12 protein-coding genes and 1 pseudogene are annotated in these 16,191 nt (G+C 65.5%); 7 read left to right on the top strand and 6 right to left on the bottom strand.

All coding sequences use genetic code 11. The features are described 5' to 3' along the window. Positions 1 to 50: 50 nt before the first annotated feature. Complete coding sequence (locus P6U29_RS08310) at positions 51 to 2,141, bottom strand: adenylate/guanylate cyclase domain-containing protein (protein ID WP_407119275.1); 2,091 nt, start codon at positions 2,139 to 2,141, stop codon at positions 51 to 53. Between the two features lie 311 nt (positions 2,142 to 2,452). On the opposite strand from P6U29_RS08310, the gene P6U29_RS08305 reads away from it, so the two are divergent. From P6U29_RS08305 to P6U29_RS08280, 6 genes and pseudogenes are all read left to right on the top strand, one after another. Further along, positions 2,453 to 2,758, top strand: coding sequence for a DUF2282 domain-containing protein (locus P6U29_RS08305; protein WP_407117135.1), 306 nt, complete (start codon positions 2,453 to 2,455; stop codon positions 2,756 to 2,758). A 43-nt stretch (positions 2,759 to 2,801) separates the two neighbouring features. Beyond that, complete coding sequence (locus P6U29_RS08300) at positions 2,802 to 3,719, top strand: DUF692 domain-containing protein (RefSeq protein ID WP_407117134.1); 918 nt, start codon at positions 2,802 to 2,804, stop codon at positions 3,717 to 3,719. Continuing rightward, positions 3,709 to 4,491 carry a DUF2063 domain-containing protein gene (locus tag P6U29_RS08295; protein WP_407117133.1) on the top strand — a complete coding sequence of 261 codons (783 nt, stop codon included), beginning with the start codon at positions 3,709 to 3,711 and terminating at the stop codon, positions 4,489 to 4,491. Before P6U29_RS08300 ends, P6U29_RS08295 begins: the two co-directional genes overlap by 11 nt. Next, positions 4,488 to 4,994: a DoxX family protein gene (locus tag P6U29_RS08290; protein ID WP_407117132.1), complete on the top strand. Its 507-nt coding sequence runs from the start codon at positions 4,488 to 4,490 to the stop codon at positions 4,992 to 4,994. The genes P6U29_RS08295 and P6U29_RS08290 overlap by 4 nt, the downstream gene beginning before the upstream one ends. A gap of 167 nt (positions 4,995 to 5,161) precedes the next feature. Next, positions 5,162 to 5,254 (top strand): annotated as a pseudogene (locus P6U29_RS08285) (VOC family protein); the annotation flags it as partial. Between the two features lie 95 nt (positions 5,255 to 5,349). After that, positions 5,350 to 6,162, top strand: coding sequence for a class I SAM-dependent methyltransferase (locus tag P6U29_RS08280; RefSeq protein ID WP_407117131.1), 813 nt, complete (start codon positions 5,350 to 5,352; stop codon positions 6,160 to 6,162). Between the two features lie 30 nt (positions 6,163 to 6,192). Here the strand turns inward: P6U29_RS08280 and P6U29_RS08275 are convergent, their stop codons facing one another. Continuing rightward, a complete protein-coding gene (locus tag P6U29_RS08275) occupies positions 6,193 to 7,749 on the bottom strand; it encodes a L,D-transpeptidase (protein WP_407117130.1) in 1,557 nt (518 codons plus the stop codon). 260 nt (positions 7,750 to 8,009) lie between these two features. Further along, positions 8,010 to 9,446 (bottom strand): oligosaccharide flippase family protein, encoded by a 1,437-nt coding sequence (locus P6U29_RS08270; RefSeq protein WP_407117129.1) that lies wholly within the window; start codon positions 9,444 to 9,446, stop codon positions 8,010 to 8,012. Positions 9,447 to 9,767: 321 nt separating this feature from the next. Between P6U29_RS08270 and P6U29_RS08265 the strand changes: the two genes are divergently transcribed. Next, positions 9,768 to 10,835 (top strand): endo-1,4-beta-xylanase, encoded by a 1,068-nt coding sequence (locus P6U29_RS08265; RefSeq protein ID WP_407117128.1) that lies wholly within the window; start codon positions 9,768 to 9,770, stop codon positions 10,833 to 10,835. 3 nt (positions 10,836 to 10,838) lie between these two features. Here the strand turns inward: P6U29_RS08265 and P6U29_RS08260 are convergent, their stop codons facing one another. The 3 genes from P6U29_RS08260 to P6U29_RS08250 all read right to left on the bottom strand — a co-directional run bounded on the left by P6U29_RS08260 (position 10,839) and on the right by P6U29_RS08250 (position 16,142). Beyond that, complete coding sequence (locus tag P6U29_RS08260; RefSeq protein WP_407117127.1) at positions 10,839 to 11,786, bottom strand: DUF6492 family protein; 948 nt, start codon at positions 11,784 to 11,786, stop codon at positions 10,839 to 10,841. Positions 11,787 to 11,881: 95 nt separating this feature from the next. Continuing rightward, a complete protein-coding gene (locus P6U29_RS08255; RefSeq protein WP_407117126.1) occupies positions 11,882 to 12,676 on the bottom strand; it encodes a protein-L-isoaspartate O-methyltransferase family protein in 795 nt (264 codons plus the stop codon). A 1-nt stretch (position 12,677) separates the two neighbouring features. Then, a complete protein-coding gene (locus P6U29_RS08250; RefSeq protein WP_407117125.1) occupies positions 12,678 to 16,142 on the bottom strand; it encodes an ATP-binding protein in 3,465 nt (1,154 codons plus the stop codon). Between the last annotated feature and the right edge of the window lie 49 nt (positions 16,143 to 16,191).

Raw genomic sequence — 16,191 nt, 5'->3', positions numbered from 1 at the left:
GTCCGGGAACGTCGGGGTTTGTACCCGAGTTTGTCGCCCGGATGATATCGCTATTTCGACGTCAATGCCGCCACCGGCCGCCAGGCCGCGTCGGGCGAGGCCGCGGCGAGCTGCCGGCATCGCTCACGCATCAGCTCGGCCGGACGATCGTGGCCACGCTGCCTCAACACGGCTTCGAAATCGGCGAGCGCCGCTGCAAACCGGCCTGCGCGATAGAGGGCAAGGCCGCGCTCGTAGTCCGCGATCCAGGGGCCGTGTTCGCTCGTGTCATCATTCACCATCCCGATCAGCTCGTGGACGGAGAGCCCCTCCTCGCGTCCGTAGACCGCGATGCTGTCGACCTCGCGCGTGATGACGGCGCCGTGCGCCAGGCGTTCGGTCGCCGCGCCGATCAGGATCTGCGTGCCGTAGGATTTGTTGGCGCCTTCGAGCCGGCTGGCGACGTTCACGGCGTCGCCGATCACGGTGTAGTTCAGCCGCAGCTCCGAACCGATATTGCCGACCAGCATGCGGCCTGAATTGATGCCGATCCGGATCTGCAGCGGCTGGCCGAGATCATCGACAAGGCCCGACTGTTCGATCGCCCTGCGGCAGGCGAGCGCCGCGCGGCAGCATCGCGCGGCGTGATCGCCTTGCGGCTGCGGCGCGCCCCAGAACGCCATCACGGCATCGCCGATGAACTTGTCGATGGTGCCGCCGTTGGCGACGATGATCTCCGAGGTGAGGTCGAGATAGCGCGACAGCAGCGGCACCACGCGATCGCCCAGCCGCTCCGACAGCCCTGTGAAGCCGGCGATGTCGATGAACATCACGCTGAGCTCCTGGACGCTGCCGCCGGGCCGCGCCTCGACGCCCTGGCGCAGCAGGCCGCGGACGAGATCCGCCGGGATGAACTTGCGGAAGGCGGAGAGGCCGGCCGCCATCTCGGCGATCGCACCGGACAGGCTCGCGATCTCCTTGAGCCGCGACGGATGGCGGCGGACCTGCTCCAGCGCGAAGGCCTCGACGTGACGAAGCTCGCCGACGACGCGCGACAGCGGCGCGGCGATGACGGACCGCGCCAGCATCGCCGATGCTAGTGCCGCGAGCACAGCGCCGATGGCAAGGCCAAGGATCAAGCGGTGCAACGTCGTCTCGACCGGCCCGAGGAGCTCGGCCTCGGGGATCACGGTCGCGAGCGACCAGCCCGGAAACGGCAGCGGCGTGAGCGCAACCTGATAGGCCGCGTCGCCTGACGTGAGCCGGCTCCGCCAGGCCTCCTTGCGGCCGGCCTCCCCCGCCTTGTCGAGCGCTGCGCGCGCGAGCGGCAGCAGCGTCGTGTCGCCGCGCGCAAGGTGCAGCTCGTCAGCCTCTTTGTCCGGCGCCGCGACCAGCTCGCCGCTGCCATCGACGATGAACGCGGTGCCCGTATGTCCGACCTCGAGCTGCGACAGGAAGCGCGCGAGCCTGGTGTATTCGATGATGACGGCAAGCACGCCTTGCCGCTCCTGATAGACGTCGATCGGGCCGGCGAGAGCGATCGACGGCCGCTCGCCGGTCGGATGGCCCAACACCCTGAACCATTGCGGGTCGTCCGCGCCGAGCCCGGCCTTGAACCAGGCCTGATCGGCGACATGGAACGAGGTCGGCTCGAAGCGGCGATTGGCGAATTCGATGTCGCCGGGCACCACGTCATATTCATCGACGCGGCGCTGCCCCGGATGATCGGTCAGCGAGATCTCCATCATCTCCAGGCGCGGATCGCCGAGCTTGTGCGCGGCGAAGAAGGAGCCGTCGGGCCAGCCGAACGCGACCCAGGAAATCGTCGCCTGCGACTGCAATTGCGAGAGAAACACGAACTCGCGCTTGTCGGCCTCGCGGGTGTCGAGCACGTTCTGGAGGAACAGCGTGCGGATCGCGGTGTGGGCGGCGCGCGCCTCGTCGACGATGGCCGAGACCTCCTTGCGCACCGCCGCCACGATCTGCTCGTTGATGGTCGAGGCGAGCTGCCGGCTGGTCGCTTCCGCCGTCCGCCACCACAACAGGCTGGAGAGCGCGGCGGTCAGCAGGATCGCGGCCAGCACCAGCGCGGACACCGCAAGGCGGATGCTGACCGTCAGCCCTGCGATCGCATCAAGCCGTCGTTCGGGATCGACCTTCATCGCCGTACTCGCCTGCGCCTCGTTGCGGGTCACTGACACTGTGTTACGCCGCCGGCGCTCGTTCGTTACGTCTGGCAGGAACGGGTGCCGGTTGCCAATGCCCGGAGGCTAACGTCTCGATAGAAGCTGGGCATTGGCTTTGCGCCGACGTTTGCCCGCTAATCCCGGCCCAAGCGCACCACCCGTGCGCTCGATCCAATCGGTCTCACGGACTCGTGAGCAGCCTGGCAGTAACACGGGCGGCGCGCGGAGCGAAGGAGATCATGCGCGCATCCCCTGCAGGCGATGCCATCTCGAACAGGAGAATCTCGATGTCTGCCAAACATGCCGTCACCTCCCTCGTCCTCGCTGGTGCGGTGTCGACCGCGCTCGCGACCCTCGCCTCCGCTGCCCCCCTGACCAAGGCCGAAGCCGATGCCGCCGTCGCCGCCAAGAAGGAGAAGTGCTTCGGCGTCGCGCTGAAGGGCCAGAACGATTGCGCGGCGGGACCCGGCACGACCTGCCAGGGCACCTCGACCGTCGATTTCCAGGGTAACGCCTGGAAGTTCGTGCAGGGCGGCACCTGCACCAGCATCGAGCTGCCGAACGGCAAGAAGGGTTCGCTCAAGCCGGTTTGACGGCCGGCGCCACAGCGCCAGGACACACGAACGGAGCAGCACGATGAGCACGGTGATCAAGCCGGTCCGACCAGCAGCCATGCCGCTCCGATTCGCGACGCCCATCGGCGGCGTTGCCGGGACGAGCTTCAAGCCCGAGCATCTCCCGGCCATTCTCGAGGCCTGGCCTCGGCGAGGCTTCTTCGAAGTCCACGCCGAGAACTACATGAGCGCCGGCGGCCCGCCGCATCGTGCGCTGGAGGCGATCCGCCGCGACCATCCGCTCTCGCTGCATGGCGTCTGCATGTCGATCGGCGGCCCCCGGCCGCTCGACAAGGCGCATCTGGCGCGCTTCCGCGGTTTGGTCGCGCGCTATCAGCCCGCGCTGGTCTCCGAGCATCTCGCCTGGTCGACGCATGAGACCAGCTTCTTCAACGATCTATTGCCCCTGCCCTACACGCAGGCGACGCTGGCTTGCGTCTGCGATCACATCGACCAGATGCAGGAGGCGATCCGCCGCCCGCTGCTGTTGGAAAACCCCTCGACCTATGTCGCCTTCCGCGAATCCTCGATGAGCGAGACAGAGTTCATCCGCGCGATTACAGAACGCACCGGCTGCGGGCTGCTGCTCGACGTCAACAACGTGTTCGTCTCCGCGACAAATCACGGATTCTCGGCCCTCGACTACCTCGCGGACTTCCCGCTGTCGCGCGTCGCGGAAATTCACCTCGCGGGCCATGCCGAGCAGGCCGACGATGAAGGGGACCTGCTGTTGATCGACAGCCATGACGGGCCGGTCGCGGACGCCGTCTGGAAGCTCTACGAGATCGTGATCCGGCGCCTCGGCGCGGTACCGACGCTGATCGAATGGGACAGCAAGATTCCCGACTGGCCGGTGCTGCAAGCGGAAGCCTCTGCGGCCCAGGCGATCCTCGACCGTCATCAGTCCGCCGCGCCGGCAGGAGACCGTCATGCTGCCTGAACCCGGCTTGTCTTTCGCCGCTTCGTTCGCGCCGGCGCTGCTGGATCCGGCGCGCAGCACGCCCGAAATCGTGACCGGCCCAAACGGCAAGGCCGCAAAGCGGCGCTATGACGTCTACCGCAACAACGTCACGGTCAGCCTGATCGACGCGCTGGCCGCGATCTATCCTGCCGTGCAGCGCATCACCGGCACCGACTTCTTCCGCGCCATGGCGCGTTTCCATGTGCGCAGCAATCCGCCCACATCGCCGCTGCTGTTCGAATACGGCCGCGATTTCCCGGAGTTCATTGCGCAGTATGAGCATGCGCAGACCATGCCCTGGCTCGCCGACGTCGCGCATATCGAGCGGGCCTGGCTCGATGCCTATCACGCCGCCGACGCCGTGCCGCTGTCGCCGGCCCGGCTCTCGGCGGTGAGACCCGACCGTTTGCCCGATCTGGTTTTCACTCCGCACCCGGCCGCGCGATGCCTGCGCTCGGACTACGCCGCCGTGACGATCTTTGCAGCCAACCGCGACAAGGCACCGGTGATGCGGATCGATGCCTCCACGCCGGAGGATGCCCTGATCACGCGAGGCGAATTCGACGTCGCCGTGCGCCGCCTTCCGCCCGGCGGGGCGGTGTTCGCGGACGGCCTGATGTCGGGGCGGTCACTCGGCGAAGCTGCGGCGGCGGCGCTGAAAGCTGCAAGCGAATTCGACATCGCCGCGAACATCGCCGGGCTGATCGAAGCCGGCGCCTTCACCTCGCTCTGTTGCGGAGACCCATCATGATCACGGACCACATGAGCACCGACGGTGGCCTGCCGTCGCCCGGAGCGCTCATCGACAGGGCCAATCATCTGGTGCAGACGCTCGCGACGCCATCGCTGGTCCAGCTCGTGCTGCGCCTCGCGCTGGCCGTGCCGTTCTGGCGCTCGGGCATGCTCAAATGGGGCGGCTTCCTCAAGCTCAACGACACGGCGGTGACGCTGTTCAGCGACGAGTTCATGCTGCATCTGCCGGGCGGGCCCTATCACTTTCCGGCACCGACTGTGATGGCCTTCCTTTCGGGCTCCGGCGAGATCATGTTCCCGATCCTGCTGGTGCTTGGACTGGGCACACGGTTTGCCGCGCTCGGGCTGCTGTTCATGACTGTCATCGTCGAGCTCACGGTCCCCGACGGCTGGCCGATTCATCTCACCTGGGCGGCCATGGCGCTTGCCCTTATGGCCTATGGACCCGGGAACATTTCGCTCGACCATCTCGTCTGTCGCGCGCGATCGCGGGGGCGATGAGCGCGCGATCATGTATATCCACGAGCACGACTGTCATCCTGAGGTGCGCGCCTCGAAGGATGAGCTGCAAGCGCCTGTGGCCCATCCTTCAAGGCTTCACCTTGCGATGCGAGTGCATCGCAAGGTGAAGCCTCAGGATAACGCCGGTGAATGTGATTAGCGTAGCTACATCCCGCCCGTTCTTCGAAAAGGTCCGGCAGGCCGCGATGAGCTGGGACGGCACGCGGCCGATCCGTGAGGTCGGCGGCCGCCGATCATAGGGCCCGATCATCGGCAAGATTTACATCGTTGCTGGCGCGACGGAGAGAAAACCATGCTAACGTAAGGCCGCGTCCGAACCTTCAGCGAGGCAAGCATGTCCGATACTGACAAGGTTTTCGCCGGCTCGATCCCAAAGCTCTACGACGAATATCTCGTCCCGATGATCTTCGCCGTTTACGCCGACGACATCGCAAGACGCGTCGCCGCGCGCTCTCCCTCCGTGCTGCTGGAGATCGCGGCAGGCACCGGCGCGGTGACGCGCGCCGTGGCGGCGGCGCTGCCGCGCGGCATCCGTTATGTCGCGACCGATCTCAACGAGCCGATGCTCGCGGTTGCCGCGCAGCGCCAAGCGGGTGATGATCGCATCACCTGGCGCCAGGCTGACGGAATGGCCCTGCCGTTCGGCGACGCCGAGTTCGACGTGGTCTGCTGTCAGTTCGGCGCGATGTTCTTTCCGGACCGGATCAAGGCCTACGGAGAGGTGAAGCGAGTCCTGAAGCCGGATGGCACGTTCGTCTTCAACGTCTGGGATCGCATCGAGGAAAATGTGCTGACGCATGAAGCCACGGTCGCGCTCGAAAAGCTGTTTCCCGACGATCCGCCGCACTTCATGGTTCGGACGCCGCACGGCTATTACGACAAGGCCGTTATCAGAGGCGACCTCGAACAAGCGGGCTTCGGTGACATATCGATCGAAACCAGATCTGAGATTAGCCGCGCGCCGTCGGCCGAAAATGTCGCCATCGCGCTCTGCCAGGGTACGCCGCTGCGTAGCGAGATCGAGGCCAGGGATGCCAGCAAGCTTCAGGCGGCAACCGATATCGTTGCCGAGGCGATCCGGACGCGCCATGGGTCCGGACCGGTCGAAGGCAAGATCCAGGCGATCGTGATCGAGGCCCGCCCGTAGTTGCGGGAGCCGATCGACGCAGCACTTCCCTTACCAAAAGCCCCGCTGCATCGGCTGCGCCGGCTGATAATACTGATACTGGCTGCGCCGGCGCGGATTGACCGGCTGGACGTAGGGATCACGCTGCTGGAAGAAGAAGCCGAAACCGTTGCCGCCGTTGTCCCAGCCGTCATCGCTGGCGATCATGGCAGGCGCGGTCGGCTTGCGCGTGATGAAGCCGCCCTGCGGCTCGTTGCTCAGCACCGCGACGAATTCGGTCCGGTAATTGGTCTCGCTGCTCAGCGGCTCATCGGAGATGATGATCGAGGAGCGCGGCAATGCCGTCGGCCCGATGCGATCCCACACGTCCTGCGGGATGGTGATGCGGTCGAGGGCATTGCGGGCCTCGTCGCCGTTCTCGATCGTGACCACGCTCCAGCGCAGGCCGGTATCGGTCTTCGCCATCGCCGTGAAGATGTGCGTGCCGAGCGGCTGGTCGGGATTGCGGATCGTAACGGGAACCTCGATGCTGGTGTCGAACACCTCGCCGCCGCCATCGGGCGCCGGCTTGTGCGTGTTCCGCCTCACGTAGAGCTTCTGCGTCGCACGGCTGATGTAAACCGAGACCGGCTCGCCCGCGAGCTTTGCATCGGTGGCCGCCTTCACAGCGTCGGCTTTCCTGGCCGCGGCAGCCTTCGCGGCTTCCTTCGTGGCGGCCGCCGCATCGCGCTTCGGCTGCGCGGCGGCCCTGGCGGCGTCGAGCTGCGTCGCCGCGTCGGCAGCCTTGGTCACCGCCTTTTGCTTCAACTCCTCGGCCTTGGCGCGGGCCTGATCGGTTTTGGCGTTCGCGAGCGTCTTGTCGGCGAAGGCGAGCTCGGCATCTGCGCGGGCCTTCTGCTGCTCCAGCTTGCGCAGCGCGGCAGGGAGCGAGGCAGCTTCCTTCGCGGCAGCGGAAGCAGCCTTCTTGGCTTCGTCGGCAGCCCTTGTGGCCTCGTCGGCCTCGGCGGAGAGCTTGTCGGCCCGGCTGGGCGCTGCCGCGATGGCCTCCGGCTTCGGCACGAACAGCGAGGGGTGAGAGAAGTCGGTCGGGACCGTGTCATACGGCGAGATGATCACCCGCATCCCGATATAGGTCTTGTCGAACAGGTTCTCGGCAAAGCCGAACGGCATGCGCACGCAGCCGTGCGAAGCGGCATAACCGGGCAGCGGCCCGCCATGCAGCGCGATACCGTTCCAGGTGATGCGCTGCATGTTCGGCATCCAGGCATCGTCATACATGGTCGAACGGTGGTCCTTGTCCTTCTCGATGATGGCGAACACGCCGGCCGGCGTCTCGCGGCCCGTGGTGCCGGTCGACACCGGCGCGCGCAGGATCCAGCCCTCGGCATCGTAGAAAGTGACCTGCTGGCTCTTGATCGACACGATCGCCATGATCGGCTCGCCGGCCACACGCGGCGCCACCGCCTCGGCGACCTGGCGCGGCTGCTTGGCGGCGGTCGCCGGGGCCGTCGCCGTCAATGTGACGATCGCGGCCAGCGCCACAATTCCGGAAGGCCCCCAACGCCGCATCGCCACGGTGGATTGCGCCGTCGTCAGTCGGTTTTTCATGCCATCCTCGGTCGAAATGCCAGTCCGTCTGTGCCGATCACGTGCCAGATTGGAATCATTGCATTAAGAAATCGCAGCCGCCTTACGTTCCCTCTGTGGCGAGATTCGGCATGTTCCCGCGACAAATCACTCATATACGACGGCTGCCACAGGCGGAAGGCGGCCTCCGGTCGAAGCTGGCGTGAAGCTGGCCACGATCGCTGCGGCAGAATGTCCGGTTAGCCGGGGGTGCGTCGTGACGGCGGCGCCCACCGGCGCAATCAAACGCCCAGCGCCTTGCGGTTGAACGTGCGGAGAAATCGCAGCGATAACGTTCGCACGTTCGCAACATTCAGCAGCCAGGCCGCAACCGCATAAGCAAAGCCGCCGGCAAGGCTGACGATGATCAGCGACACGAGGCCGGTGCCGCCCGCTTGCGAGCGCGCAACCAGAATCGCGGCCGACATCACCGCCGCGGAGAAGGCAATGCCGGCGAGGCGATTGAGCTCGAACGGGACCGGGTGGGCCCGATGCATCAGGACGACGGCAACGAGGAAGCCGATCGCCTCGGTCGCCAGCGTCGCCAGCGCTGCGCCGTAAAGGCCGTAGCCGCCGATCAACGCGAACATCAGGATCACGCTGATCACCAGCGTGAGAAAGGATTGCGCGGCCAACATGAAGGGCCGCTCGGCGAGCTGGAAGCTGATCTGAACGTAGAACTGATTGGCGATACCGAAAAGCCGCGCGAGCACCAGCGTTGGCAGCAGCGCCGAGACGCCGGCGCGGAAGTCGATGCCGACGAGCGTGCCGGCGACCTGGTCCGCCGCTAGCGCGAGCCATACCGCAACGGGCGCCACGACGACCAGCAGGAGCTCAAGACTTTCAGTCAGCCGCTCCCGCGTCGTCTCGCTGTTATTCTCGGACAATGACCGGAACACCAGCGGCACTGTCGCCGCAGCAACGCTGGATGCGATCATCACCATGAACTGGCGCGGCAGATCGGCGGCAACGCCGAAGATGCCGGCAGCGTCCTTGCCGAGCAAATAGGCGACAATGAGCCGGTCGCAGGCCGAATAGACGGCAACGGACAATCCTGCCAACGTGAGCGGCAGGCCGTAGCGCGCCAGCTGCATGAACTGGCTGCGCTGGAAGCACGCGATCCTGGTGCGGTCGCCTGCAAGGTTCAGGATAATGCCGGCGAGCGACCCCAGACCGAACGCCGCAAGCAGCCCCAATCCGCCCCAGCCGAGCCAGATGCCGAGCAGACCGAAGCCGACGCTGGAGACGCTGCGCACGATCGAGATCGCCGCGAACCGGTAGGGCCGCAATTTGGCGCGCTCGAACTCCTGGCCGACATCGACCGCGTTCGCCATGATCGCGACGAACATGCTGGCGAGGAGCAGCTCGACGCTGATGTCGCTGCGAAACAGGACAACCAGCGGTGTGGTGGCACAGAGCACCGCGACCGTAAGGGCGAAGGCGACCATCGCCGTGCCACGAAAATCGACCTCCGCCGACATCGCCTGATAGCGCGACACCGACAGCTTGATCCAGGCGAAGAAGATCGCGCCCAGGATGCCCGCAAGGCTGATGCCGACGACATAGACGCCGTACTCAGCCGGGCTCAGGAGCCGCGTATAGGCGGTGACCGCGAAGAAGCCCACCGCCGCAGGCAGGATGTAGGCGACCAGATAGATCGAGAAATGGCGGTTCAGCATGCGAGCACGGGACCGGCAGCGGTCTTGCGATTATGACGGCCGTTAATCAATGGAACCTTGGCGAACGAACTGCACCGCAGCATCGCTCAAGAGTGTCACATAAGTCTGCAGATCGGGCGGCGAATGCGGCCTTGAAGCCGCTTTCGTGCGTTAGCGTTAAATTTGCCCTTCCTTGAGGGGCAAGGCTTGGCGATCAAAAGAAACTTGGCCATCGAAAGAAACCATGACTTGCGGACGGCAGAGGTTAACCCAACGAGGCAAAACCCCGGCGTCGCAAGGCGCCGCTTGGTACGATGCCGCGTTGGATCGATGAGGACTGCCGTGACCAGGCTCGATAGACGCGAATTTCTCCTCGGCAGCGCTGCGGCCCTCGCGGCGGGCGCATCTGCGTCCGCGGTGCCGGCGTCGAAACGCGCCCAGCGCCGTCCCGGCTTTGGCGCTGCGGCGACGCTCTGGGACCTGCAAGCTGACCCGCGGCTCGGCGAGGCCATCAGCACCTATTGCACGCAGGTGGTGCCGGTGCTCGAGCTGAAATGGCCGATGCTGCGGCCGGACGCCCATACGTTCGCCTTCGAACGCGCCGACGCGATCCTGGATTTCGCGCGAGACAACGATCTGACGATGCGCGGCCACGCGCTGGCCTGGTATCATGACATTCCGGACTGGACCAAGCGGATCAAGGACAACCGCGGCGTAGAGCGCGCCTATCTCGACCACATCGGCACCGTCGTCTCCTACTACAAGGACAAGCTGACGTCGTGGGACGTCGTCAACGAGCCGATTCCGGATAACCCCCGCAGCCCGAAAGACCGGCGCGACACATTCTGGACGCAGCATCTCGGCGAACGTTGGATTCCCTTGGCGTTCCGCACGGCGGCCGCGGCCGACCCCTTCGTCAAGCTCGCGATCAACGAATATGACATCGAGTCAGCGAAAGACTCGTTCATCGCCAAGCGGGCGGCCTATCGCAACCTCATCATGGATCTGCTCGACCAGGGTGTTCCGCTCCACGCCGTGGGACTGCAATCGCATCTGCACGCCGAGCTCGAGATCGACACGCATGGGCTCGCCGAATTCGTGACCGAGCTGCGTTCCTGGGGACTCGAGGTGCTCGTCACCGAACTCGATGTCGACGACCAGAAGCTGACGGGCAATCCGGCAGAGCGCGACGCCATCGTCGCCAAGCGCGTCGACGACCTGCTGACGGCCGTTTCGGCCAGCGGCCCGGTGCGCTCGATCCTCACCTGGGGCCTTTCGGATCGCTACAGCTGGATCAACGGCACCTTCGCCCGCGCGGACAAGCAGCCGAACCGTCCGCTGCCGCTCGACGGCGAGTTCAAACCGAAGCCGTTCATGGACGTCATCAGCAAGTTCACGAAGGATGCTTGAAGATTAGCGCGTCTTGGGCGCTTCGAACGCCGCCGCATCTCCGATGTGATCGGGAGCCAGGCTCGGGCTGCGGCGATCGCGCGAGGAGAGACGGAACACGTCGCGGATGTCGTCGATCGAGGTCGACGAATAGGACTGGATGCCGAGCGCGACCTGCTCGGGCGAGGCCATGCGCATCATCGCTTCGATGGCCGGGCGGTCGAGGGGCGTGTCGTCCCAGTGCGAGACCGCGATGCTATCTTCGGTGATCCGATGTCTCGCCAGATGTTCCGGCGAGGTCGCGACGAAGTTTCCGTAAAGCAGATACTCGGAGAATTTTTTCTTCCGGCACAGTGCCAGAGCCCAGCTCAAGCCCGTCGCCGACCTGATGGCGTTAGTCATCGCACGGGCCGTGTCCTTGTCCCAGACCAGCGCGTTGCCGACATAATCGTCAGCCGGGAACGAGCGCTCCTTGATCCCGAGAAGCTGATCGACGGTGCGGAGCCAGAGGCCATGCAACGGGTGGTCGGCGCCGATCGCCTCGCGCGTGACGAACAGCGGCGTCGTCTCGGCGCCGGCATACTGGCCGACGTCGAATTCACGGAAGAACAGATTATCCGAATCCAGGATGCAGATGCGCTGCTCCGGCGCATTGAGGACGCCGGCGATCTTCAGGATCTGCTGGATGTGCCAGCCGTGTACCGGAGACGACAGCAGCGACAGCCAGACGCGCCGGCTGCCGAACTGGAGGGCCGGCGGCAGCGCAAACAGCCATTTCGGCAAATAGCGCGAGGCCGGGACGATGACCCTCTTGTCGGAGACGAACCGCGTGAACAGCGGCACGTCCTCATCGTTAACGAGAACATAATGCCGCGTGTATCCCGTCAGCCAGGTGTCGATGCTCTCGCTGAGCAGCGAAAAGCGTTCGATATCCTTGGCGTAGCTGGCAGTCAGCAGTGCAACGGAATGCATGGAGTGCGCTCGAATGGCGATCAAGCCGCACTCATAGCGGTGCGAGGGGACACTGGAAACTCACAACCGGAATCAAGGTAAAATGAAACGAAGCATTAGCCATCCGACGGCAGCCCCTGCGCGAGACTGCGAAAGCGCAGCGGTGCCAGGGCTGATGCCCGCTGCCACCAGTCGGCGACGCGGTCGTCGAGCGCGGTCACACCGCGGCCGTGACCGGGGAAGATCCGGATCTGCTGCACCGCCTCGGCTTCGAACCCCCTGCCCTTGCGCCTGATCCTGAGGGCGGCGCCTTCGCGGTCCCGCTGGGTCAGCGGCACCAGGAGGCGGCCGCGCGGACGGAGCGCCTCAAGCCAGAGCGGGTGCGGGTACGGGAAGCCGGCATGCACGATGATCACGTCGGCCGGCTCGCCGACGTCCTTGCATCCGTCGCCGTTGACGACCCTGACGTTACCATAGTCGCGCAAGCAGTTCGCCGCTCGCGCCGCGAGACGCTCGTCGCATTCGATCGCGTGTACGCTGCCCTTTGGCCCGACCATCATCGACAGCACGGCGGAGAAATAACCCAGTCCGCAGCCGATCTGCACGACACGGTCCTTCTCCCTGATGTCGAGCATGTCGATGAAATGTGCCCACAGGCTCGGCAGGCCGGTGTCGAGCTTGCGGCGCGCATCGATCGCGACCAGTACGTTGTCGTAGAGATGAACGGGATCTGCGTTGGGCGTCAGCCGATAGCTGCGCGCCGCCTCGCTCTTGATGCGCCAGGGTCCCCTCGGCAGAAAATGCTCGCGCGGAACGGCGGCAAGCGCGTCGAGCAGGCGCTTTGAGGAAATCCGCTCGCGCCTGGCAATCAACTCCACATAGCGCGCACGCGCGGCGGCAAGATCGCTCATATCACAGATCGGCCTGCTCGCGAATGGGCGCGTCCGCCCCGAGCTCGTTGACGAGCTGCATCGCCTGCTTCAGGTCCGGGGTGTAAAAGCCCTCGCTGAACTTGTTTACGATCGGCACCAGCAGAAGACTTGCGTGCTCGCGTTTGCCGGCTTCATGCGACAGGCGCGCGAGACTGACGGCGGTGCGAAGCTCCCAGGACAGTGCACCCTGCTTGCGCGCGATCTCCAACGATAGGCCGAACAGATCCTCGGCCTCCTGTACCGAGGCCGGGTCGTGATCCGACAGCGTGATCTCGCCTTGCAGGCGATAGACTTCAGCAAGGTAGGAGTGATCGCCGGTCCGTCTCGCCGTCGCGAGCGCACCATCGAGCGCGCGCAAGGCGGCATCGCGCATCCCGATCTTGGCATAGGCCTCGGCCAGCAGACAGCGGAACCAGCATCCGGCGAGCCAGGAATCCATCGCCTCGTATTCGTCGAGGCCGAAGCGCATCTGGCTGAGACCTTCATCGGCCTCGCCGAGCTGCGTCAGCGCCCAGCCGCGCAGGATCGCGGCCTGCTGCTTCCAGTGCAAGAAATTGTGCTCGGTGGCAATGATCATGGCGCGGTTGGCATGGTCGCGCGTGCCCTCGACGTCGCGCAAATGCTGGCAAAGGTACGCGCCGAATACCAGTGCGAAGGCGAGGGTGAAGGGGTGACGGATCTTCTCCGCATTCGCGATCGCCTGCTCGCTGTGCTGGCGCGCCGCGTCGGGCCGGCCGAGGAACCACAGGAGGTAGCCGAGATAGGACAGCGAAACGACGCCGGGATCGGTGCCGTGCCGCTCCATCAGATCGGAATGCAGATCCGGACTGTAGAGATTGATGCAGCGATGCAGATGATGCTGCGAGGCGGCGAAGCGGCCGCGATAGAGCATGGTCATCGCGATCGCGCGGTGAGCCTCCATCAGATAGCCGGTCTGCTGTGCCGGCTGCGCTCGCTCGCTCAGCCGCGCGCGCTTGGCGAACTTCATCAGCTCGACGCTGAGATCGTGCGCGCGCGTGAGATCGGCACGGATGAAATGGCACACCCAGAGCCCGCGGGTCGCAGCAAAGGCCTTTTCGTCGTCATCGAGCTGCTGACCCAGCTCGAGCGCACGGATGTAATTCTCCTCGACTTCCTGCACCGCATAGCCTTTGGCGGCAATCAGCGCATTGCCGAGCGCTATCCGCAGCTCGAGCTCCATCTCATCCGCGCCCTGCATGCGCGCATTGGCCTGCACGACGTTGAGGCCGCGGCGCAGATGGCCGATCGCCTCCAGATTGGCGCCGCTCTTGGCCGCCTGCTTGCCGGCCTTGAGCCAAAAGCTGGCGGCGCCCTCGCTCTGGCCGGATTCGGTCAGGTGATAGGCAAGCAGCTCCGGTTCGCGCTCGGTCTTCTCCGGGTACATCTCGGCGAGCACCTGGGCGATCCGGGAATGCAGCTTGCGCCGCTCGCTGTGCAGCAGGCTCGCATGCGCGGCGTTCTGGATCATCACGTGCTTGAAGGAGTAGAGCGCGTCCGGCGGATGGCCGCGGCGCATGATCAACCCCGCCTCCTCCAGATGATTGAGCGCCGCCTCGATCTGCTCGGCCGGCGTATTGGCGATGGCGTGCAGGGCTTCGTAGGAAAACTCGCGGCCGATCGTGGCGCCGATCTGCGCGATCCGCTTGAACGGACCCATCCGGTCGAGCCGCGCCATCAGCGAATCGGTCAGGGTTGCCGGGATTGCGAGCTGCCGCCACGGTCCCGACAGCACATAGCGCCCGTGCCGCTCGGTGAGAAGGTTGGATTCGAGAACCGTCTTGGTCAGCTCTTCCAGGAACAGCGGCACGCCGTCGGTCTTGACGATGATCTCCTCGACGACCTCCTTGGGCAGTTCGCGTCCCGCAACACGCTCGACCAGCGTCGTGCGGAGCTGCCGGCTCAGGCGGTTCAGGACCAGGGTGGTGATGTGCGAATGCGCGTTCCAGCTCGGCTGGAATTCCGAGCGCGCGGTGATGATGACCAGGATCGACCGGTTCTGCACCCGATCGACCAGGAGGTCGATCACCTCGCGGGAGGTCGGGTCGATCCAGTGCAAATCCTCGAACGCGATCACCAGCGGCATCTCGCGCGCGAGGCCGAGGAAGTGACTGACCAGCGCCGCGACGGTCGCGTCCTTCTGCTGCTGCGGCGACAGATCGAGCGGCGGATAGCGCTCTCCGGTCGGTATCGACAGCAGCGCGGCAAACAACGGCGTGACCTGCTCGATGTCGCCATGCGCGGCGGCGATCGCGTTCTCCAGGCTCGCCAGCGACAGCGCGGAGGTATCCTCGCGGTCGAGGCCGAGGGAGAATTTGAGCTGCTCGGCGAACGGATAGAATGCGGTCGAGGTGTAGTAGGGCGAGCACTGGAACGAGACCTGCCCATGCCGGTCGCCTGATATTCGCTCGAAGATTTCCTGGATGATGCGCGACTTGCCGATACCGGGCTCGCCGAACTTGACGACGACCTGGCCGTCGCCGTCCTTGGCCTGCTGCCAGCGGCCCATCAACAGCGCAATCTCCTCCTCGCGGTTGACGAGCGGCGTCAGCCGCGCGCCCATCGCGGCGGCGAAGCGGGTCTCCACCCGCGTGGCGCGCACCACGTGCCAGGCCTGCGCCTTCTCCGAGATGCCCTTGAGCGCATGGACACCGAGATTGCGGTAGTCGAATTTCCCCTTCAGCAGCGACTGCGTCGAGGCGGAGATCACGACGCCATTGGGCGGCGCCAGTGCTTGCAGCCGCGCCGCGAGATTGACGGTTTCGCCGACCGCGGAGTCGCGCTCCTCGGTGCCCTGCCCGACGAGGTCGCCGACCACGACGAGGCCGGTCGCAATCCCGATGCGGACAGCGGGTGAATGGCTGAGCGCGCCCCGCGGTTCGACCGCGCGCGCAGTCGACAGCACCCGCACGATCTCGAGCCCGGCGCGCACCGCACGCTCAGCATCGTCCTCATGTGCGGTCGGATAGCCGAAATAGACCAGGATACCGTCGCCGACGAAACGGGCGGCAAAGCCCTCGTAATGTTTGACCACGCGGACGCAGGTTTCGCGAAAGCCCGCGATCATGTCGCGGACGTCTTCGGGATCGAACTGCGCGGAAAGCGAGGTGGAATCCACCATGTCGCAGAACATGGTGGTGAGCTGGCGCCGTTCGGCACCGACCTCCGCCCGTGTTTGCGGACGCACCGCCGCGGTTGGCGCCTCCGCTGCTTCCGCTTGAAACAGCGCCGCCATCGCCCGCTGGAGCCGCTTGCGATCGCCGAGCGGCAATCCAAGCTCGACCAGATCGGATTCGGTCAGGTCTCCCAGGACGTCGAGATCGAGACGGTGCTGCGCGAAAAGATCGGTGTAGTGCCCGAGGCCGACACCTTCGAGCCAGCGCTTCAGCCCGCTTTCCGATCCCGTATCCGGCTCATTCTCCAGCATGGTGATTCTGCCCGACCATCACTCCGTCGAAGGGCTTCAGGGTCCCTCA

Origin of the sequence: Bradyrhizobium sp. LMG 9283 (assembly GCF_045571415.1) — a bacterium.
Taxonomy (GTDB): Bacteria; Pseudomonadota; Alphaproteobacteria; order Rhizobiales; family Xanthobacteraceae; genus Bradyrhizobium.
The sequence above is the reverse complement of the archived record's forward strand: the minus strand, read 5'-3'. Positions and strand labels throughout refer to the sequence as shown.

Bases quoted from the DNA above. Each gene is read 5' to 3' on its own strand.
- P6U29_RS08275 (WP_407117130.1), bottom strand. From the start codon at position 7,749: ATGAAAAACCGACTGACGACGGCGCAATCCACCGTGGCGATGCGGCGT.
- P6U29_RS08280 (WP_407117131.1), top strand. From the start codon at position 5,350: ATGTCCGATACTGACAAGGTTTTCGCCGGCTCGATCCCAAAGCTCTAC.
- P6U29_RS08300 (WP_407117134.1), top strand. From the start codon at position 2,802: ATGAGCACGGTGATCAAGCCGGTCCGACCAGCAGCCATGCCGCTCCGA.
- P6U29_RS08310 (WP_407119275.1), bottom strand. From the start codon at position 2,141: ATGAAGGTCGATCCCGAACGACGGCTTGATGCGATCGCAGGGCTGACG.
- P6U29_RS08255 (WP_407117126.1), bottom strand. From the start codon at position 12,676: ATGAGCGATCTTGCCGCCGCGCGTGCGCGCTATGTGGAGTTGATTGCC.
- P6U29_RS08305 (WP_407117135.1), top strand. From the start codon at position 2,453: ATGTCTGCCAAACATGCCGTCACCTCCCTCGTCCTCGCTGGTGCGGTG.
- P6U29_RS08250 (WP_407117125.1), bottom strand. From the start codon at position 16,142: ATGCTGGAGAATGAGCCGGATACGGGATCGGAAAGCGGGCTGAAGCGC.
- P6U29_RS08270 (WP_407117129.1), bottom strand. From the start codon at position 9,446: ATGCTGAACCGCCATTTCTCGATCTATCTGGTCGCCTACATCCTGCCT.
- P6U29_RS08260 (WP_407117127.1), bottom strand. From the start codon at position 11,786: ATGCATTCCGTTGCACTGCTGACTGCCAGCTACGCCAAGGATATCGAA.
- P6U29_RS08295 (WP_407117133.1), top strand. From the start codon at position 3,709: ATGCTGCCTGAACCCGGCTTGTCTTTCGCCGCTTCGTTCGCGCCGGCG.
- P6U29_RS08290 (WP_407117132.1), top strand. From the start codon at position 4,488: ATGATCACGGACCACATGAGCACCGACGGTGGCCTGCCGTCGCCCGGA.